The following is a 19,842-nucleotide window of genomic DNA, read 5'->3' on the forward strand; positions in this document are numbered from 1 at the left end:
TCTGGACGCCGCTTCCGACGCCGAGGTGCTTCACCCGAACGGGTGAGGTCGTTGCGACGGGACTGTACGCCATGGCCTGGGACCGGGATGTGCTCCGGGGCCAACCGGCCGGTTAGCGTTCGGGCATGGACGAAGACCGTTCGGGCATGAACGAAGACGTACGACTCACCGCGTGGGTGCGCGGCCGCGTGCAGCGGGTGGGGTTCCGTTGGTTCACCAGAGCGAACGCACTGGAGATCGGCGGCCTCACCGGCTTCGCCCTCAACCTCGACGACGGCAGGGTGCAGGTCGTCGCCGAGGGACGGCGGGAGGACTGCCACCGCCTGCTGGAGTGGCTGCGTTCGGACGACACACCCGGCCGCGTGGACGGCGTCACTGAGATATGGGACACCCCGCGCGGTGGTTACGAGGGCTTCGAGATCCGCTGACGCGGCCCCGTTCCGGGGCTGCGGACGCCGCCGTGTTCGGGCCGTGTTCGAGCTGTGGCGGGGGGTGGTGTGACGGGGCTCGCACCCCCGCACACATGAAATGACCTGCGGATTGACCGGGTGGTTGCCAAGTTTCGTCCGGCGTGCCAGGCTGCCACGGTAAGGATGATCTCCACGCCCTCCAGGGCCCCGCAGGAGAGACGCGCCGCATGATCGTCGAGCCGCGCGCCCCCGGGATGCCCGCCTCCACGGGGCGTGATCGTGTTGACCGTCAAACTTTTTGGTGAGACTCTGAAATCCCCGCGCACCTCAGCTGTTCGGCAGGGCTGTTTGGCAGCAGAACAGCAGTGATGACAGATGCACTGCCGAGCACCGCGGGTGCGATTCCCTCACGACCCACACCGCATCGGTCGGTCACTCAGTGTGGAGGACCATCCATCATGGCAAAGGCGCTTCTCGGTTACGTCGGCGGTTCCGACCCGCGACTCCTCGCCGAGATGCGACGGCTCCAGCAGCGCGTCCAGGACCTCGAATCCGAGCTCGTACGGATCCAGGGCGAGAACGACGCGCTGAACGCCGCCGCACAGCACCAAGAGTCGCTGCTCGACAGCATCGACATCGACGTCCCTCAGGCGGAGCCGGCGCTGACCTGACCGACGGCCCCCAGGGGCCGGTCGGGCCGTCCACGCCAGCCGTCCGAGACCATCACCCGGATCGTCGCCGGATCATCGGAGATCGCTGCTCTTGATCTGTCACGCCCGTGACATGTCCTGGATCCGTCATGCGCAGCCGCAGCAACGAAACCGCGCACCGGCACCACCGCGCGCGCTGCAACACGAAAAAGATTTGCAAGGGGCGCTTCGGCGTCCCTTCTTTCTTTTTCCGCCGGAATTTTCTTTTCCGTCCGGACCCGCGCGGGGCCCCGCCCCGGCGTACACCCCTTCCCTTAACGTCTGATGTGCCCTGCACCTTCATCAGCGAAACCGAGAGCGAAAGGTAGAGTCCGGCGGCGTGCACCTCAAGGCCCTCACCCTGCGTGGTTTCAAGTCGTTCGCCTCCGCCACGACGCTGCGGTTCGAACCCGGCATCACGTGCGTCGTCGGCCCCAACGGATCGGGCAAGTCCAATGTGGTGGACGCGCTCTCCTGGGTCATGGGGGAACAGGGGGCCAAGTCCCTGCGCGGCGGCAAGATGGAGGACGTGATCTTCGCCGGCACCACCGGGCGGCCGCCGCTCGGCCGGGCCGAGGTGTCGCTGACCATCGACAACTCCGACGGCGCACTGCCCATCGAGTACGCCGAGGTGACGATCACCCGGATCATGTTCCGCAACGGCGGCAGCGAGTACCAGATCAACGGCGACACCTGCCGGCTGCTGGACATCCAGGAACTCCTCTCCGACTCGGGCATCGGCCGCGAGATGCACGTCATCGTGGGCCAGGGCCAGCTGGACTCCGTGCTCCACGCCGATCCGATGGGCCGTCGCGCGTTCATCGAGGAAGCCGCGGGCGTGCTCAAGCACCGCAAGCGGAAGGAGAAGGCGCTGCGGAAACTGGACGCGATGGGGGCCAACCTGGCCCGCGTCCAGGACCTGACCGACGAACTGCGGCGACAGCTGAAGCCGCTCGGCCGGCAGGCGGCCGTGGCGCGCCGGGCCGCCGTCATCCAGGCCGATCTGCGCGACGCCAGACTGCGGCTGCTCGCCGACGACCTGGTGCGGCTGCGCACCGCGCTGCGCAGCGAGATCGCCGACGAGGCCGCGCTCAAGCAGCGCCGGGAGGCGGCGGAGCGGGAGCTCAAGGCGGCCCTGGCGCGCGAGGCGGAGCTGGAGGACGAGGTGCGGCGGCTGACGCCGCGGCTCCAGCGGGCCCAGCAGACCTGGTACGAACTGTCGCAGCTGGCGGAGCGGGTGCGCGGCACGATCTCGCTGGCCGACGCCCGGGTGAAGAGCGCCACCGCCCCCGCCGTGGAGGAGCGGCGCGGTCGCGACCCGGAGGACATGGAGCGGGAGGCCGCCCGGATCCGTGAGCAGGAGGCGGAGCTGGAGGCCGCGCTGACGGCGGCTGAACACGCGCTGGAGGACACCGCGGCCCACCGCGCCGAGCTGGAGCGGGAACTGGCGGCCGAGGAGCGCAGGCTCAAGGACGCGGCCCGCGCCATCGCGGACCGCCGCGAAGGGCTCGCCCGGCTGAACGGCCAGGTCAACGCGGCCCGCAGCCGCGCCGGTTCGGCCCAGGCCGAGATCGACCGGCTGGCCGCCTCCCGGGACGAGGCGCGGGACCGGGCGGTCGCCGCCCAGGAGGAGTACGAACAGCTCAAGGCCGAGGTCGAGGGCCTGGACGCCGGTGACGCGGAGCTCGCCGAACGGCACGAGGCCGCCAAGCGGGAACTCGCGGAGGCCGAGGCGGCGCTCTCCGCGAGCCGGGAAGCGGCCTCCGCCGCCGAGCGGGAACGGGCGGCGGTCGCGGCCCGCCACGAGGCGCTGGCGCTCGGCCTGCGGCGCAAGGACGGCACGGGCGCGCTGCTCGGCGCGCGGGACCGGCTGTCGGGACTGCTCGGGCCGGCCGCGGAACTCCTGACGGTGGAACCCGGGTACGAGGTCGCCGTGGCCTCGGCCCTGGGCGCGGCGGCGGACGCGGTCGCGGTGACGGACCCGGCCGCGGCGGCGGAGGCGATCCGGCTGCTGCGCAAGGAGGACGCGGGGCGGGCGGCGCTGCTGCTGGGCGGGGTGCGCGCCGGGGTTCCCGACCAGGGCGGCGCCCCCGACGCCGGTGCCCCAGACCGTTCCTCCGCCGACCGTTCCCCCGGAGGGGAGGGCGGGGCGGCCGGGCGGGTGCCCGGGCAGGCCCAGGGGGCGGACGACACGGCCGGGCCCCGTACGGCCGGGCAGGCGGTCGCCGTCGCCGTGGGCGGAGCGCACGCCGTGGCCGGTCTCGTCCGCGGGCCCGCCGGACTGATGGACGCCGTCCGCGCGCTGGTGCGGGACGTGGTGGTCGTCGACACGCTGGAGGACGCCGAGAAGCTCGTCTCCGTGCACCCGGAGCTGACGGCCGTGACCACCGAGGGGGACGTTCTCTCTGCCCGGTTCGCGCACGGGGGCTCCGCCGGGGCGCCGAGCCTGCTCGAAGTACAGGCATCGGTCGACGAGGCCGCCGCCCGGCTGGAGGAACTGGCCGTCCGGTGCGTGGAGTCGGCCGAGGCGCAGCGGATCGCGGGGGAGCGGCGCAGGGCGAGCGCCGGACTGGTCGAGGAGATCGGGGAGCGGCGCCGGGCCGCCGAGCGGGAGAAGTCCGGGGTGGCCCAGCAGCTGGGGCGGCTGGCCGGGCAGGCGCGCGGGGCGGCGGGCGAGGCCGAGCGGATGACCGCGGCGGCCGCCCGCGCCCAGGAGGCGCTGGAACGGGCGACGGCGGAGGCCGAGGAACTGGCCGAGCGGCTGCTCGTCGCCGAGGAGACGCCGGTGGAGGAGGAGCCGGACACCTCCGTGCGCGACCGGCTCGCCGCCGACGGCGCCAACGCCCGCCAGACCGAGATGGAGGCCCGCCTCCAGGTGCGCACCCACGAGGAGCGGGTCAAGGGCCTCGCGGGCCGGGCGGACTCCCTCGACCGGGGCGCCCGCGCCGAACGGGAGGCCCGCGCCCGTGCCGAGCGGCGCCGCGCCCGGCTGCGCCACGAGACCGAGGTCGCCTCCGCCGTCGCGTCCGGCGCCCGTCAACTGCTCGCCCACGTCGAGGTCTCCGTCGTACGGGCCGAGCGGGAGCGGACCGCGGCCGAGGCGGCGAAGGCGGAACGGGAACGGGACCTGGCGGCCGGGCGCGAGCGGGGCCGCGACCTCAAGGCCGAGCTGGACAAGCTCACCGACTCCGTCCACCGGGGCGAGGTGCTCGGTGCCGAGAAGCGGCTGCGGATAGAGCAACTGGAGACGAAGGCGCTGGAGGAGCTGGGCGTCGAACCGGCCGGGCTGGTCGCCGAGTACGGCCCCGACCAGCTCGTACCGCCCTCGCCGGCCGCCGAGGGCGAGGAACTGCCGCAGGACCCGGAGCATCCGCGCAACCAGCCGAAGCCGTTCGTCAGGGCCGAGCAGGAGAAGCGGCTGAAGTCGGCCGAACGGGCGTATCAGCAACTCGGGAAGGTGAATCCGCTCGCCCTGGAGGAGTTCGCCGCCCTGGAGGAGCGGCACAAGTTCCTCTCCGAGCAGCTGGAGGACCTGAAGAAGACCAGGGCCGATCTGATGCAGGTCGTCAAGGAGGTCGACGAGCGGGTCGAGCAGGTGTTCACGGAGGCGTACCGGGACACGGCCCGGGAGTTCGAGGGCGTGTTCTCGCGGCTCTTCCCGGGCGGCGAGGGGCGGCTCGTGCTGACCGACCCGGACAACATGCTCGCCACCGGTGTGGACGTCGAGGCCCGGCCGCCCGGCAAGAAGGTCAAGCGGCTCTCGCTGCTCTCCGGCGGCGAACGCTCGCTCACGGCCGTGGCGTTGCTGGTCTCGATCTTCAAGGCCAGGCCGAGCCCCTTCTACGTGATGGACGAGGTCGAGGCGGCGCTGGACGACACCAACCTGCAGCGGCTGATCCGGATCATGGAGGAGCTCCAGGAGAGCTCGCAGCTCATCGTGATCACGCACCAGAAGCGGACGATGGAGGTCGCCGACGCGCTGTACGGCGTCTCGATGCAGGGCGACGGCGTCTCGAAGGTGATCAGCCAGCGGCTGCGCTGAGCCCTCACCCCGCCTTCAAGGCATCGATGAGTCCTTCGGGTGCTTCCGGGCCTTCCGGGGGTGACTCCTGAGTTGGAGTTCAAGCCCTGATGTCTGGATGCCTGTGGTGCGGTGTCTGTTTTCAAGTGGTGTTGGCCGGGAAGTTGTGCGCCACTTGGAGGGGTTCGCCCCCCACCTGACGACGCGGCCAGGCATCAGGAGTTCATGTGACCAACACCTCGCAGGGACCGGCGTCCGGAGCCCGAGCTGCCCACCCGGACCACCTGGGCCATGTCATCTTCATCACCGCGGCCGCCGCGATGGGCGGTTTCCTGTTCGGTTACGACAGCTCCGTCATCAACGGCGCGGTCGAGGCGATCCGCAGCCGCTACGCCATCGGCTCCGGAACGCTCGCCCAGGTCATCGCCATCGCCCTGATCGGCTGCGCGATCGGCGCGGCCACCGCGGGGCGCATCGCCGACCGCATCGGCCGCATCCGTTGCATGCAGATCGCCGCCCTGCTCTTCACCGTCAGCGCCGTCGGCTCCGCGCTCCCGTTCGCGCTCTGGGACCTGGCGATGTGGCGCATCATCGGCGGTTTCGCCATCGGCATGGCCTCGGTGATCGGACCGGCGTACATCGCCGAGGTCTCGCCGCCCGCCTACCGCGGCCGGCTCGGCTCCTTCCAGCAGGCGGCGATCGTCATCGGCATCGCCATCTCCCAGCTGGTCAACTACGGCATCCTGCAACTCGCCGACGGCGACCAGCGCGGCCGGATCGGCGGCCTGGAGGCCTGGCAGTGGATGCTCGGCGTGATGGTCGTCCCGGCCCTCCTGTACGGGCTGCTGTCGTTCGCGATCCCCGAGTCGCCGCGGTTTTTGATCTCGGTCGGCAGGAAGGACCGGGCCCGGCGGATCCTGGAGGAGGTCGAGGGGCACACCGTCGACCTCGACGCCCGGGTGGCCGAGATCGAGACCGCCATGCACCGTGAGCACAAGTCCACGTTCAAGGACCTGCTCGGCGGCCGCTTCGGCTTCCTGCCGATCGTCTGGATCGGCATCGGGCTCTCGGTCTTCCAGCAACTCGTCGGCATCAACGTGGCGTTCTACTACTCGGCGACGCTCTGGCAGTCCGTCGGCATCGACCCGACCGCCTCCTTCTTCTACTCGTTCACCACCTCCATCATCAACATCGTCGGTACCGTCATCGCGATGGTCCTGGTGGACCGGGTGGGCCGCAAACCGCTCGCCCTGGTGGGTTCCACCGGCATGGCCCTCGCCCTCGCCTGCGAGGCATGGGCCTTCTCCGCCGACCTGATCGACGGCAAACTGCCCAGCCCCCAGGGCCCCGTGGCGCTCGTCGCGGCCCATGTGTTCGTACTGTTCTTCGCCCTGTCGTGGGGCGTCGTCGTCTGGGTCTTCCTCGGCGAGATGTTCCCCAACCGGATCCGCGCCGCCGCCCTCGGGGTCGCCGCGTCCGCGCAGTGGCTCGCCAACTGGGCGATCACCGCGAGCTTCCCGAGTCTGTCCGACTGGAACCTCTCGGGCACGTACATCATCTACGCGTGCTTCGCCACGCTCTCGATCCCCTTCGTGCTCAAGTTCGTGAAGGAGACCAAGGGCAAGGCGCTGGAGGAGATGGGCTGACCCCCGCTGTCCTCACAGGCCCAGAGGGCCCCGCAGGCCCCGCTGCCCCGCCGGTCCGGGGCCGTGCGGTCGTGCGGTCGCACAGTCGTGGCGGCCGCCGGTCAGCGTGCCACCGCCTCGCAGAACAGCCGCAGGCTCCGCCACCCCTCCTCCACCGGCATCCCGCCGCACAGCGGATGCAGCACCAGACCCTCCGCCTCCCCCGCCCACCGGGCGCACCGGTCCGGGGTGACGACCCGGTAGACCCCCTCCTCGCGCAGCTCCGCCACCGTCGTGGCCGCGGAGCGCACGGCCGAGCGGACGTTCCCGGACTGCCAGGAGGCGTACGCGCGCGCCTCGTGCAGGAAGTGCTCGCCGTACCGCGCCCACGTCCGGTCCGGGTCCTCGGAGACGTGCAGCAGGGGCGTCTCGGCGGCGGGCATCATGCAGAAGCCCGCCGTCCCGGACGCGGCGCGCCGCTCCTCGTAGTACGCCGCCAGCTCCGGCAGGTGCGCGCTCGGGAAGAACGGCAGCCCGAACCTGGCCGCCCGCCGGGCCGCCGCCCGCGAACTGCCGCCCACCAGCAGCGGCGGATGCGGCCGGGTGTACGGGCGGGGCGTGACCCGGACCGTGCGGCCCCGGTACGGGAACGGTTCGCCGGTCCACGCCCGCACCAGGGTCTCCAGCAGCTCGTCCTGGAGCCTGCCGCGCCCGGCCCAGTCGACGCCCGCCCGCTCGTACTCCTCGGGCCGGTAGCCGATCCCCGCCACCGTCACCAGCCGGCCGGCGCTCAGCAGGTCCAGGACCGCGATGTCCTCGGCCAGCCGCAGCGGGTCGTGCAGCGGACCGATGGCCGCCGAGACGGTGACCGCGATGCGGCGGGTGGCGCCGAGGACCGCGCCGGCGAAGACGAAGGGGGAGGGCAGCCAGGAGTCGGCGGCGCCGTGGTGCTCCTCGGTCTGCACGGTGTCGATGCCGTGCCCGTCGGCGTACGCGGCCATCTCCAGCGCGGCGCGGTACCGGGCCGAGAGCGACTCGGGGGTGGCGCCGGGAGCGACGAGGTTGAACCGGACCACTGTGTAGGTCATGACACTTGCCCCCGTAGTCGTCGGGCGGACTCGGCGAGGGCGGAGATTAGCTGATGCTGCGTCAGAAGTGTAGGGCGCGATCACCGCCGGGTCCGGGCGGCGGGGCGCGGCAGGGCCGTGTACAGGGTCGCGGAGACGGTGATCGTGGCCGCCCAGCCCAGCCCCTGGTGTCCGATCCAGGTGGTGGAGAACGGCCCCGCGAACCACTCCACGCGCGTGAAGAGCAGCCCCGTCACCAGGCCCGCGCCCCACGCGGCCACGGCCGGTACGCAGAAGCCGCAGGTGTACCAGTAGGCGCCGGCCGGGGTGGTGTCCAGCAGCGCCGCCGGGTCGTACGCGCGCCCGCGAAGCAGGTCCACGGCGAAGACCCCCACCCAGGCCGAGAACGTCACTGACAGGAGCGCGAGGAAGGAGACGAAGGAGTCCAGAAAGCCGGTGGCCGACATCATCAGCAGCGAGCCCAGGAACAGGCTGATGGCGGCGTTCAGCCCGACCGCCCAGGCGCGGGGCACGGTGAACCCCAGCGTCTGCGCGGTGAACCCCGCCGAGTACAGCGACATCGCGTTGATCAGCACCATCCCGGTCACCGCGGTCAGCAGGTACGGGACGGAGAGCCAGCCGGGCAGCAGCGGGCCGATGAACGCGACCGGGTCGGGGGCGGTCGCCAGCCCCGGCGAGGCGACCGCCATCACGGTTCCGGTCAGGACCATCGGCACGTACACGATCCCGGCGCCGCCCACGGTCGCGCCGACCATCGCCGGGCCGGAGGCGGTGCGCGGCAGGTAGCGGGCGAAGTCCGGCCCGGACGGGGCCCAGCTGAGGCCGCCGGCGACCAGCGTGCCCACCCCGGCGACCATCATCGAGGCCGGTCCGGCCGGCCGGCCCAGCACCTCCCGCCAGTCGGTCGCCCCGGCCAGGTGGATCAGCACGAGCAGGCTGACGCCGCCGAAGAGGTACGAGGACCAGACGCAGCACAGCCGTAACGTGCCCAGGCCGAGGCCCGACATCAGATAGCTGCACCCCACGAAGGCGAGCAGGGCCAGCACGGTCAGGCTGTGGGTGCTCGTGATCCCGAGGAGCCGGTCCAGCACGGCGAGCACGGCGTAGGTCCCGGTGACCGCGTTCACGGTCTCCCACCCCCAGCGGGCCACCCAGGTCAGGGCGCCGGGCAGCAGATTGCCGCGCTGGCCGAAGACCGCCCGGGAGAGCGCCATGCCCGGCGCCCCGCCCTCCCTGCCCGCGATCGAGACCAGGCCGACCAGTCCGAAGCCGATGGCCGAGGCCGTGACCGCGACGGCCAGCACCTGCCAGAGGTTCAGCCCGTTGAGGACGGCGAGCCCCGCGCCGACGGTGACGAGCAGCATGGTCAGGTTCGCGCCCATCCAGGTGGGGACGAGGGCCCGGACGCGGCCGGTGCGTTCGCTGTCGGGGACGGGTTCCAGGCCGCGGGTCTCCACGGGCAGGATCGTACATTTACCTCCAAAAGGTGCATAACGTCCCGAGGGGTGTGGGAGTGATCCTTCGGGGCGGCCCCGGCGGGCCGATGTGACTGATACTGGGTGGGTTATGGAATTCGTCATCCTTGCTGTAGTCATCGCCCTGGTCGCGGTCGGCGTGATCAGCGGGCTCGTGGTCAGCGGCCGCAAGAAGAAGCAGCTGCCCCCGGCGCCGTCGAGCACGCCGACCATCACTCCCCCCGCCGAGCCCCATGTCGGCGAGGAAGCCGAGACGCCGCGCGAGGAACCGCGCCGCACCGTCGAGGAGGTCGGCCCGCCCCCCGCCGAGGCTCCCGCCGAGGAGGCCCCCGAGGCCGTCGAGGTCCTCGAGCCGGAGGCGCCCGCCGCCCCCGAGCTCGAAGTGCCCGAGCCCACGGCCGGCCGTCTGGTGCGGCTGCGCGCCCGGCTCGCCCGCTCGCAGAACTCCCTGGGCAAGGGGCTGCTCACGCTCCTGTCCCGGGACAACCTCGACGAGGACACCTGGGAGGAGATCGAGGAGACCCTCCTCACCGCCGATGTCGGCGTCACCCCCACCCAGGAGCTGGTGGAGCGGCTGCGCGAACGCGTCCGGGTCCTCGGCACCCGTACCCCCGAAGGGCTGCGCGCGCTGCTGCGCGAGGAGCTCGTCACCCTGGTCGGCACCGACTTCGACCGTGCGGTCAAGACGGAGAGCGGCCTCGACACGCCCGGCGTCGTGATGGTCGTCGGCGTCAACGGAACCGGCAAGACCACCACCACCGGCAAGCTGGCCCGGGTGCTGGTCGCCGACGGCCGCAGCGTCGTGCTCGGCGCGGCCGACACCTTCCGGGCGGCCGCCGCCGACCAGCTCCAGACCTGGGGCGAGCGCGTCGGCGCCCGCACCGTGCGCGGCCCCGAGGGCGGCGACCCCGCCTCGATCGCCTTCGACGCGGTGAAGGAGGGCATCGCCGAGGGCGCCGACGTGGTGCTCATCGACACCGCCGGACGGCTGCACACCAAGACCGGGCTCATGGACGAGCTCGGCAAGGTCAAGCGGGTCGTCGAGAAGCACGGGCCGCTCGACGAGGTCCTGCTCGTGCTCGACGCCACGACCGGGCAGAACGGCCTGGTGCAGGCCCGGGTGTTCGCCGAGGTCGTCGACATCACCGGCATCGTGCTCACCAAGCTGGACGGCACCGCCAAGGGCGGCATCGTCGTCGCCGTCCAGCGCGAACTGGGCGTCCCGGTCAAGCTGGTCGGCCTCGGCGAGGGGCCGGACGACCTGGCGCCGTTCGAACCGGAGGCGTTCGTCGACGCCCTGATCGGGGACTGACTCCGCCCGCCCGCGCGAAGGGGCCCGGACCGCATGGACGTCCAAGCCGGACATCCAAGGAGGCGGTCCGGGCCCCTTCATGTCATGGGGTCCGCGGCGATCGGCGGACGGGGCGGCTCAGCCGCGCAGCGGCGCGCGATGACAGCTGTACGCCAGCGTGCCCAGCAGCAGCCGCGCCTGCGGGGGCGCGGACGCCGTGTCCAGCACCGGCGGACGCAGCCACCGGACCGGGCCCAGCCCGCCCTCGTCGGACGGCGGGGCGGTGATGTGGCAGCCGGTTCCCAGCGCCCGCAGGTCGAGCCCGGCGTCGTCCCAGCCCATCCGGTAGAGCAGCTGCGGGAGCTCGACGGCGGCCCCCGGGGCCACGAAGAACTGCGCCCGCCCGGCGGGGGTCACCGCCACCGGCCCCAACGGCAGCCCCATCCGCTCCAGCCGCACCAGCGCCCGGCGCCCGGCCGCCTCGGCGACATCGAGGACGTCGAAGGCGCGGCCCACCGGCAGCAGCATCGAGGCGCCCGGCACCCGGGCCCACGCCCGCGCCGCCGCGTCGAGCGTGGCGCCCGCGGGGACCTCCTGGGCGAGGCCCAGCGGATGGGCGCCGGGGGAGGGGCAGCCCGCGTCCCCGCAGGAGCAGCGGCCGCCCGCCGCCCGCGCGCCCGGCACGACGGCCCAGCCCCACAGCCCCGTGTACTCGGCCACCGCCGTGTACTCGGCCGCACGGCCGCGACGCCGTGAGCCGGTGCGCATCTCGCGGATGCCGCCGATCGTGAAGCCCATGCCCCCTCCAACGGGTCCGGCTCGCCGGTGGTTACGACCCGGGGCGCAGTCGGGACGCTCCGCCGTCGCCGTCGATCCGGAGCGCGCCGGTGGCATCGAGGGGCGCGCGAGATCGTTCACGCGCCTCGCCGTGCTTCACTGCACCCACTGCTGATCGTGGTGTGTCAAGTGAATCGCGCCCGCCGGGGACGGTGTTCATCCGAAGGGGTGGCGAATGGTGGCGTTTCCGTGAGCGCCCTCGCCCAGGGGTGATCGTAGGATTACCGTCGGTACACGAACCGTGGAAGTATGTGCACCCACGGGTATGCCGGAGGCAACCCGACTCCCTGTTCGACGGTGCGCGACCTCCGCATGGGCGGCATCGGCTCAGGGCATTCTGGTAAAGGTTCGCGCGACAGTTTCCAGCGGGATGGGGGCGTTCCAAGTGAGTGGCAGCGGCGCAGGCGGTACGCCTACCGGTAAGCGCCCCAACGCGCAGTTGACCTCGTGGTTCGTGCGCAGCGGCTGGTCCAAGGGCGAGTTGGCGCGGCAGGTGAACCGCCGGGCCCGCCAGATGGGCGCCCACCACATCAGCACCGACACCTCCCGGGTGCGCCGCTGGCTGGACGGGGAGCAGCCGCGCGAGCCGATCCCGCGCATCCTCTCCGAGCTCTTCTCCGAGCGCTTCGGCTCCGTCGTCGCCGTCGAGGACCTCGGGCTGCGCTCCGCGCACCAGTCACCGTCCGTGTCCGGCGTCGACCTCCCCTGGGCGGGCCCGCAGACGGTCGCCCTGCTCAGCGAGTTCTCCCGCAGCGACCTCATGCTCGCCCGCCGGGGCTTCCTCGGCTCCTCGCTCGCCCTGGCCGCCGGACCCGCCCTGATCGAGCCCATGCAGCGCTGGCTGGTGCCCGTCGCCGGCGCCCCCGCCGCGGAACCCGAGCCGGCCGCCGCGGCCCGCCGCCCCTCCCGGCTCTCCGGGCCCGAGCTCGACCTGCTGGAGTCCACCACCGCGATGTTCCGCCAGTGGGACGCGCAGTGCGGCGGCGGGTTACGCCGCAAGGCCGTCGTCGGCCAGCTCCACGAGGTCACCGACCTGCTCCAGGAACCCCAGCCCGCCGCCACCGCCAAACGCCTCTTCCGGTGCGCCGCCGAACTGGCCGAGCTGGCGGGCTGGATGAGCTACGACGTCGGCCTCCAGCCCACCGCCCAGAAGTACTTCGTCCTCGCGCTCCACGCCGCCAAGGAGGCCGGTGACAAACCGCTGGGCTCGTACATCCTGTCCAGCATGAGCCGCCAGATGATCCACCTGGGCCGGCCCGACGACGCCCTCGAACTGATCCACCTCGCCCAGTACGGCAGCCGGGACTGCGCCACCCCGCGCACCCAGGCCATGCTGTACGCGATGGAGGCCCGCGCCTACGCCAACATGGGCCAGCCCAGCAAGTGCAAACGGGCCGTCCGGATGGCCGAGGACACCTTCCTCGACGTGGGCATCGACGGCGAGCCCGAGCCCGACTGGATCCGCTTCTTCTCGGAGGCCGAGCTCAACGGCGAGAACTCCCACTCCTACCGCGACCTCGCCTACGTGGCGGGCCGCAGCCCCACGTACGCCACCCTCGCCGAGCCCCTGATGGAGAAGGCCGTCCAGCTCTTCGGCGAGGACGACGAGCACCAGCGGTCGTACGCGCTCAACCTGATCGGCCTCGCCACCGTCCACCTCCTCAAGCGCGAACCCGAGCAGTCCACGCTGCTGGCCGAACAGGCCCTGCACGTCGCGAAGAAGGTCCGCTCCGAACGGGTCAACACCCGGCTGCGCAAGACCGTCGACACCGCGGCCAGGGACTTCGGGGACATCCCCGAGGTCGCCAGGATCACCGAACTCCTCACCGAAAAGCTGCCGGAGACCGCGGAAGCGGTCTGACCGGCACCCCGGACCCCGGCCACGACGACCACCCCGCACAAGACCGACTTCGGCTCCCCCCATGGCCAGGTCAGCGGGTGGTCGGCGTGGCCGGTTCGCGTCCCCGCCACGTACCGCGGGGCCGCGGGCGCACCGTATGCGGCCCGGAGCACCGGACGCCCCCGGCCCCGGTACAGGCCTTGAAGCAGCGCCTCAACCCCGGCCCGGGGCGGCCGGACCCCTCAGGCCCCGGCGCGGGCCACCACCGGTTCATGGGGCCGTAACACGCCGGACCTCTTCGTCACCCCCGCGAAACACCGTGCGGCATCGATGGAAACCGCGCCGGGCGAATCTCGGAATCACCACCGGCCCACACCTTTCCCTCGGTGGTCCTCCCAGTGGTCCCGCACGTGGCGCCGCTCCGAACGCCCGTACGCGGCCGCCCCGACGACGAGGAGACGCCGATGCCCCCAGGCATCACGACGCTTGCGGCGGACACGCCGACGCTGTCCGCAGCCAACACCGGCTTCATGCTCATCTGCTCCGCCCTGGTGATGCTCATGACCCCGGCCCTGGCCTTCTTCTACGGAGGCATGGTCCGCGTCAAGAGCACCCTCAACATGCTGATGATGAGCTTCATCGGCCTCGGGATCGTCACGGTCCTGTGGGTGCTCTACGGATTCGGCGTCGCCTTCGGCACCGACATCGGCTCCGTCGTCGGCTGGAACCCGGACTTCCTCGGCCTCGGCGGCATCGGCGTCACCCAGCTCTGGGACGGCTCCACCATCCCGGTTTACGTCTTCGCCGTCTTCCAGCTCATGTTCGCCGTCCTCACCCCGGCCCTGATCAGCGGCGCCCTCGCCGACCGGGTCAAGTTCACCTCCTGGGCCCTGTTCGTCGCGCTCTGGGTCACCGCCGTCTACTTCCCCGTCGCCCACTGGGTCTGGGGCCCGGGCGGCTGGCTCTTCGAGATGGGCGTCATCGACTTCGCGGGCGGCACCGCCGTCCACATCAACGCGGGTGCCGCGGCGCTCGGCGTGATCCTCGTCATCGGCAAGCGCGTCGGCTTCAAGAAGGACCCGATGCGGCCGCACAGCCTGCCCCTCGTCATGCTCGGCGCCGGCCTGCTCTGGTTCGGCTGGTTCGGCTTCAACGCCGGCTCCTGGCTCGGCAACGACGACGGCGTCGGCGCGGTCATGTTCGTGAACACCCAGGTCGCCACCGGCGCCGCGATGCTCGCCTGGCTCGGCTACGAGAAGCTCCGGCACGGCTCCTGCACCACCCTCGGCGCCGCCTCCGGCGCGGTCGCCGGACTCGTCGCCATCACCCCGTCCGGCGGCGCGGTCAGCCCGCTGGGCGCCATCGCGGTCGGCGCGATCGCCGGGGTGCTCTGCGCCATGGCCGTCGGACTGAAGTACCGGTTCGGCTACGACGACTCCCTGGACGTGGTCGGCGTCCACCTCGTCGGCGGCATCGCCGGCTCCCTGCTCGTCGGCCTCTTCGCCACCGGCGGCGTCCAGTCCGAGGCCAAGGGCCTCTTCTACGGCGGCGGCCTCGAACAGCTCGGCAAGCAGACCGTCGGCGTCCTCGCCGTCCTCGCCTACTCCCTGGTGGCCTCCGCGCTCCTCGCCCTCCTCCTGGACCGGACGATCGGCATGCGGGTCACCGAGGACGACGAGGTCTCCGGCATCGACCGGGTCGAGCACGCCGAGACCGCGTACGACTTCAGCGGCGCGGGCGGCGGCACCGCCCCCCGCACCACGGGCCCCGCCCCGGGCGGCACGGCAGCGGCGAGGACGAAGAACCAGAAGGTGGACGCATGAAGCTCATCACCGCAGTCGTGAAGCCCCACCGGCTGGACGAGATCAAGGAAGCCCTCCAGTCCTTCGGGATCCACGGCCTCACGGTCACCGAGGCCGGCGGATACGGACGCCAGCGCGGCCACACCGAGGTCTACCGGGGCGCCGAGTACACCGTCGACCTCGTGCCCAAGATCCGGATCGAGGTGCTCGTCGAGGACGAGGACGCCGAGCAGCTCATCGACGTGGTCGTGAAGGCCGCCCGCACCGGAAAGATCGGCGACGGCAAGGTCTGGAGCGTGCCCGTCGAGACCGCGGTCCGCGTCCGCACCGGCGAACGCGGCCCGGACGCACTCTGACCGACGGTCCCGAGACGAAGGGCAACCGGGTGACGAGCACCGGAACGACCGACGGTCCCGAGACGAAGGGCAACCGGGTGACGAGCACCGGAACGACCGACGGTCCCGAGACGAAGGGCAACCGGGTGACGAGCACCGGAACGACCGACGGTCCCGAGACGAAGGGCAACCGGGTGACGAGCACCGGAACCACCCCCGAACCCACCACCTCGGAACCCGGCGGCTACCCGGCGGCCCGGCTGCGCCTCCTCCGAGGGAAGGCGCGGTCCGGGCCGTCGCGCCGCGCCGCCCTCGCGACGCTCACCGACCACTGGCTCACCGGGCTGTTCGACACCGCCGCCCGACAGACCGGCGTCCGCGGCGCCGCCCTCGTCGCCGTCGGCGGTTACGGGCGCGGCGAACTCTCCCCGCGCAGCGACCTCGACCTGCTGCTCCTGCACGACGGCAGGGCCGAGCCCGCGGCCGTCGCCGCCCTCGCCGACCGCCTCTGGTACCCCGTCTGGGACCTCGGCCTCGCCCTCGACCACTCCGTCCGCACCCCCGCCGAGGTCCGCAGGGCGGCGGACGAGGACCTCAAGGTCCAGCTCGGACTGCTCGACGCCCGGCCCGTCGCCGGGGACCGCGGCCCGGTCGCCGCCCTGCGCACCGCGACCCTCGCCGACTGGCGCGACCGGGCCCCCGCCCGCCTCCCCGCCCTCGCCGAACTCTGCCGCGAACGGGCCGAGCGCCGGGGCGAACTCCGCTTCCTCCTCGAACCCGACCTCAAGGAGGCCCGCGGCGGACTGCGCGACCTCACCGCCCTGCGCGCGATCGCCGCCTCCTGGGTCGCCGACGCCCCCCGCGAGGGCCTCGCCGAGGCCCGTCGCACCCTCCTCGACACCCGCGACGCCCTCCACCTCACCACCGGCCGCGCCACCGACCGCCTCGCCCTCCAGGAGCAGGACCAGGTCGCGGAAGCCCTCGGCCTCCTCGACGCGGACGCCCTGCTCCGCCAGGTCTACGAGGCCGCCCGGACCGTCTCGTACGCCACCGACGTCACCTGGCGCGAGGTCTTCCGCGTCCTGCGCGCCCGCTCCGCACGCCCCCGCCCCCGCCCCCGGCTGCGCGCCGTGCCGGGCGACGGCAGGGCCACCGCCCCGGAGCGCCGCCCGCTCGCCGACGGCGTCGTCGAGGCCGACGGCGAGGCCGTCCTCGCCCGCACCGCCCGCCCCGAGCGCGACCCCGTGCTCGTCCTGCGCGCGGCCGCCGCGGCCGCCCGGTCCGGACTCCCGCTCTCCCGCCACGTCGTACGCCGGCTGGCCACCGCCTCCGGCCCGCTGCCGGTGCCCTGGCCCGCCGAGGCCCGCGAGGAACTCGTCACCCTCCTCGGCGCGGGCGAGGGCACCGTGCCCGTCTGGGAGGCGCTCGAAGCCGAAGGACTGATCACCCGGCTGCTCCCCGACTGGGAACGCGTCCACTGCCGCCCCCAGCGCAACCCCGTCCACACCTGGACCGTCGACCGCCACCTCATCGAGACGGCCGTCCGCGCCTCCTCGCTCACCCGCCGCGTCGGCCGCCCCGACCTGCTCCTGGTCGCCGCACTGCTGCACGACATCGGCAAGGGATGGCCCGGCGACCACGCCGAGGCCGGTGAGGTCATCGCCCGGGACACGGCCGCCCGGATCGGCTTCGACCGGCACGACACGGACGTCGTCGCCACCCTCGTGCGCCACCACCTGCTGCTCGTCGAGACCGCGACCCGCCGCGACCTCGACGACCCGGCGACCGTCCATGCCGTCGCCGCCGCCGTCGGCACGACCAGCACCCTGGAGCTGCTGCACGCGCTCACCGAGGCCGACGCCCTCGCCACCGGCCCCGCCGCCTGGTCGACCTGGCGCGCCTCCCTCGTCGCCGACCTCGTCGGACGCGTCGCCGCGGTGCTCGCCGGACGGACCCCGGAGGAACCGGAACCCGCCGGGGCCGGGGCCGGGCAGGAACGCCTCGCCGCCGAGGCCCTCCGCACCGGCGGCCCCGTCCTCGCCCTGCACGCCCGGGCCGGGACCCGCGACGAGAACGGCGCACCGGAACCCGTCGGCGTCGAACTCCACATCGCCCTGCCCGACCGCCCCGGCGTGCTGCCCGCCGCGGCGGGCGTCCTCGCCCTGCACCGCCTCACCGTGCGCTCCGCCGAGCTGCGCACCGTGGAACTCCCCACCGGACCGGGCGACGACCCGGCGGACCTGCTGCTGCTCAGCTGGCGGGTCGCGGCCGAGTACGGCTCCCTGCCGCGGGCCGACCGGCTCCGCGCCGACCTCGTACGGGCCCTGGACGGCTCCCTGGACATCCGGGCCCGCCTCGCCGAGCGCGAGGCGGCCCGACCGCGCCGCCGCGGGACGAAGGCCCCGCCGCCGAGGGTGACCGTCGCGGCGGCCGGATCGCAGCGGGCGACGGTGATCGAGGTGCGGGCCCAGGACGCCCCGGGCCTGCTGCACCGGATCGGCCGGGCGCTGGAGCGCGGCGGGGTACGGGTGCGCAGCGCGCACGTGTCGACGCTGGGCGCCGACGCGGTGGACACGGTCTACGTCACGCGCCGGGACGGCACACCGCTGCCGGACGCCGAGGCGGCCGCGCTGGCGAGGGCCATCGAGGACGCGCTGCGGTGAGGAGCGGCGCCGGGGCCTGGTGCTCCCGCTGCCCGGGCAGCGCCTCCCGGCCCGGCCGGCGGGCACCGGCGAGGACGGCCCCCCGCCCGAGCCGGATACCCTAGGGAGCGATCCATACCGCCCCCGACCCCGAGGACCGACGAGCGCCGTGTTCGATACTCTCTCCGACCGCCTTAGCGCGACTTTCAAGAACCTCCGGGGCAAGGGCCGCTTGTCCGAGGCGGACATCGACGCCACGGCTCGCGAGATCCGTATCGCCCTGCTCGAAGCGGATGTCGCGCTGCCCGTCGTGCGCGCCTTCATCGCCAACGTCAAGGAGCGGGCGCGCGGCGCCGAGGTCTCCCAGGCGCTCAACCCGGCCCAGCAGGTCGTCAAGATCGTCAACGAGGAGCTCGTGGGCATCCTCGGCGGCGAGACCCGGCGGCTGCGGTTCGCCAAGACCCCGCCGACCGTGATCATGCTCGCCGGTCTCCAGGGTGCCGGTAAGACCACCCTCGCCGGAAAGCTCGGCCGCTGGCTCAAGGGCCAGGGCCACTCCCCGCTGCTCGTCGCCTGCGACCTCCAGCGCCCCAACGCCGTCAACCAGCTCAGCGTCGTCGCCGAGCGGGCCGGTGTGGCGGTGTACGCCCCCGAGCCGGGCAACGGCGTCGGCGACCCGGTCCAGGTCGCCAAGGACTCGATCGAGCACGCCAGGTCCAAGCAGTTCGACGTCGTGATCGTCGACACCGCGGGCCGCCTCGGCATCGACCAGGAGCTGATGCAGCAGGCCGCGGACATCCGCGACGCCGTCAGCCCCGACGAGATCCTCTTCGTCGTCGACGCGATGATCGGTCAGGACGCGGTCAACACCGCCGAGGCGTTCCGCGACGGCGTCGGCTTCGACGGCGTGGTGCTCTCCAAGCTCGACGGCGACGCCCGCGGTGGTGCGGCCCTGTCGATCGCCCACGTCACGGGCAAGCAGATCATGTTCGCGTCGAACGGTGAGAAGCTCGACGACTTCGACGCCTTCCACCCCGACCGCATGGCGTCCCGCATCCTCGACATGGGTGACCTGCTCACCCTGATCGAGCAGGCGGAGAAGACCTTCAGCCAGGAAGAGGCCGCCAAGATGGCCTCCAAGCTGGCGTCCAGCAAGGGCAAGGACTTCACGCTCGACGACTTCCTGGCCCAGATGGAGCAGGTCAGGAAGATGGGCTCCATCTCCAAGTTGCTCGGGATGCTGCCCGGCATGGGGCAGATCAAGGACCAGATCAACAACATCGACGAGCGCGACGTGGACCGCACCGCCGCGATCATCAAGTCGATGACCCCGAAGGAGCGCGCCGAGCCGACGATCATCAACGGCTCGCGCCGGGCCCGTATCGCCAAGGGCTCCGGGGTCGAGGTCTCCGCGGTGAAGAACCTCGTCGAGCGGTTCTTCGAGGCCCGCAAGATGATGTCGAAGATGGCCCAGGGCGGCGGCATGCCGGGAATGCCCGGGATGCCGGGCATGGGTGGCGGCCCCGGCCGGCAGAAGAAGCAGGCCAAGCAGGCCAAGGGCAAGCGCAAGAGCGGCAACCCGATGAAGCGCAAGGCCGAGGAGCAGGCCGCGGCGGCCCGCCGGGCGCAGGCGGCGCAGGGCGGCGCGCTCGGTCTGCCGGCGCAGGACGACAAGAACTTCGAGCTGCCCGACGAGTTCAAGAAGTTCATGGGCTGAGCCGGTCCCACCGACCGCACGGCCTCCGCGGGCCGCACCGGGCCCATCAGTCACCTGGGCTGCACGGGTC

Annotated in this window: 13 protein-coding genes; 10 read left to right on the top strand and 3 right to left on the bottom strand. The window is 72.8% G+C overall.

Annotation, left to right across the window (positions count from 1 at the left end):
* Window positions 1-146: 146 nt before the first annotated feature.
* The 4 genes from OCT49_RS26320 (at window position 147) to OCT49_RS26335 (ending at window position 6,766) form a co-directional block, all read left to right on the top strand.
* Window positions 147-428 (top strand): acylphosphatase, encoded by a 282-nt coding sequence (locus OCT49_RS26320; protein ID WP_283855952.1) that lies wholly within the window; start codon window positions 147-149, stop codon window positions 426-428.
* A 440-nt stretch (window positions 429-868) separates the two neighbouring features.
* Window positions 869-1,081: a hypothetical protein gene (locus OCT49_RS26325; RefSeq protein WP_148839554.1), complete on the top strand. Its 213-nt coding sequence runs from the start codon at window positions 869-871 to the stop codon at window positions 1,079-1,081.
* 358 nt (window positions 1,082-1,439) lie between these two features.
* On the top strand, window positions 1,440-5,141 hold the full coding sequence (locus tag OCT49_RS26330) for an SMC hinge domain-related protein (protein ID WP_283854280.1): 3,702 nt from the start codon (window positions 1,440-1,442) through the stop codon (window positions 5,139-5,141).
* A 206-nt stretch (window positions 5,142-5,347) separates the two neighbouring features.
* Window positions 5,348-6,766 (top strand): sugar porter family MFS transporter, encoded by a 1,419-nt coding sequence (locus OCT49_RS26335; RefSeq protein WP_283854281.1) that lies wholly within the window; start codon window positions 5,348-5,350, stop codon window positions 6,764-6,766.
* 101 nt (window positions 6,767-6,867) lie between these two features.
* Here the strand turns inward: OCT49_RS26335 and OCT49_RS26340 are convergent, their stop codons facing one another.
* Together OCT49_RS26340 and OCT49_RS26345 are read right to left on the bottom strand one after the other, a co-directional pair.
* Window positions 6,868-7,833, bottom strand: coding sequence for an LLM class flavin-dependent oxidoreductase (locus OCT49_RS26340; RefSeq protein WP_283854282.1), 966 nt, complete (start codon window positions 7,831-7,833; stop codon window positions 6,868-6,870).
* 80 nt (window positions 7,834-7,913) lie between these two features.
* Window positions 7,914-9,290: a purine-cytosine permease family protein gene (locus OCT49_RS26345; RefSeq protein ID WP_283854283.1), complete on the bottom strand. Its 1,377-nt coding sequence runs from the start codon at window positions 9,288-9,290 to the stop codon at window positions 7,914-7,916.
* A gap of 109 nt (window positions 9,291-9,399) precedes the next feature.
* Here OCT49_RS26345 and ftsY point away from each other — a divergent pair, with 109 nt between their 5' ends.
* Window positions 9,400-10,620 carry a signal recognition particle-docking protein FtsY gene (gene ftsY / locus OCT49_RS26350; RefSeq protein WP_283854284.1) on the top strand — a complete coding sequence of 407 codons (1,221 nt, stop codon included), beginning with the start codon at window positions 9,400-9,402 and terminating at the stop codon, window positions 10,618-10,620.
* A gap of 117 nt (window positions 10,621-10,737) precedes the next feature.
* Here ftsY and OCT49_RS26355 read toward each other — a convergent pair whose 3' ends face one another.
* Window positions 10,738-11,397, bottom strand: a complete 660-nt coding sequence (locus OCT49_RS26355; protein WP_283854285.1) for a bifunctional DNA primase/polymerase — start codon at window positions 11,395-11,397, stop codon at window positions 10,738-10,740.
* Between the two features lie 424 nt (window positions 11,398-11,821).
* Here OCT49_RS26355 and nsdA point away from each other — a divergent pair, with 424 nt between their 5' ends.
* The 5 genes from nsdA (at window position 11,822) to ffh (ending at window position 19,772) form a co-directional block, all read left to right on the top strand.
* Window positions 11,822-13,297, top strand: a complete 1,476-nt coding sequence (nsdA, locus tag OCT49_RS26360) for a transcriptional repressor NsdA (RefSeq protein WP_283854286.1) — start codon at window positions 11,822-11,824, stop codon at window positions 13,295-13,297.
* Window positions 13,298-13,740: 443 nt separating this feature from the next.
* A complete protein-coding gene (locus OCT49_RS26365) occupies window positions 13,741-15,099 on the top strand; it encodes an ammonium transporter (protein WP_283854287.1) in 1,359 nt (452 codons plus the stop codon).
* Window positions 15,096-15,434 (top strand): P-II family nitrogen regulator, encoded by a 339-nt coding sequence (locus OCT49_RS26370; protein WP_283854288.1) that lies wholly within the window; start codon window positions 15,096-15,098, stop codon window positions 15,432-15,434. The genes OCT49_RS26365 and OCT49_RS26370 overlap by 4 nt, the downstream gene beginning before the upstream one ends.
* A 173-nt stretch (window positions 15,435-15,607) precedes the next feature.
* Window positions 15,608-18,076 carry a [protein-PII] uridylyltransferase gene (locus tag OCT49_RS26375; RefSeq protein ID WP_283855953.1) on the top strand — a complete coding sequence of 823 codons (2,469 nt, stop codon included), beginning with the start codon at window positions 15,608-15,610 and terminating at the stop codon, window positions 18,074-18,076.
* Between the two features lie 148 nt (window positions 18,077-18,224).
* A complete protein-coding gene (gene ffh / locus OCT49_RS26380) occupies window positions 18,225-19,772 on the top strand; it encodes a signal recognition particle protein (RefSeq protein WP_283854289.1) in 1,548 nt (515 codons plus the stop codon).
* Window positions 19,773-19,842 lie beyond the last annotated feature (70 nt).

Source organism: Streptomyces sp. ML-6 (assembly GCF_030116705.1).
Taxonomy (GTDB): domain Bacteria; phylum Actinomycetota; class Actinomycetes; order Streptomycetales; family Streptomycetaceae; genus Streptomyces.

Excerpts from the sequence above, each read along its gene's own strand:
- OCT49_RS26320 (WP_283855952.1), top strand. The coding sequence starts at position 147 with ATGAACGAAGACGTACGACTCACCGCGTGGGTGCGCGGCCGCGTGCAG.
- OCT49_RS26325 (WP_148839554.1), top strand. The coding sequence starts at position 869 with ATGGCAAAGGCGCTTCTCGGTTACGTCGGCGGTTCCGACCCGCGACTC.
- OCT49_RS26340 (WP_283854282.1), bottom strand. The coding sequence starts at position 7,833 with ATGACCTACACAGTGGTCCGGTTCAACCTCGTCGCTCCCGGCGCCACC.
- ftsY (WP_283854284.1), top strand. The coding sequence starts at position 9,400 with ATGGAATTCGTCATCCTTGCTGTAGTCATCGCCCTGGTCGCGGTCGGC.
- OCT49_RS26355 (WP_283854285.1), bottom strand. The coding sequence starts at position 11,397 with ATGGGCTTCACGATCGGCGGCATCCGCGAGATGCGCACCGGCTCACGG.
- OCT49_RS26365 (WP_283854287.1), top strand. The coding sequence starts at position 13,741 with ATGCCCCCAGGCATCACGACGCTTGCGGCGGACACGCCGACGCTGTCC.
- OCT49_RS26370 (WP_283854288.1), top strand. The coding sequence starts at position 15,096 with ATGAAGCTCATCACCGCAGTCGTGAAGCCCCACCGGCTGGACGAGATC.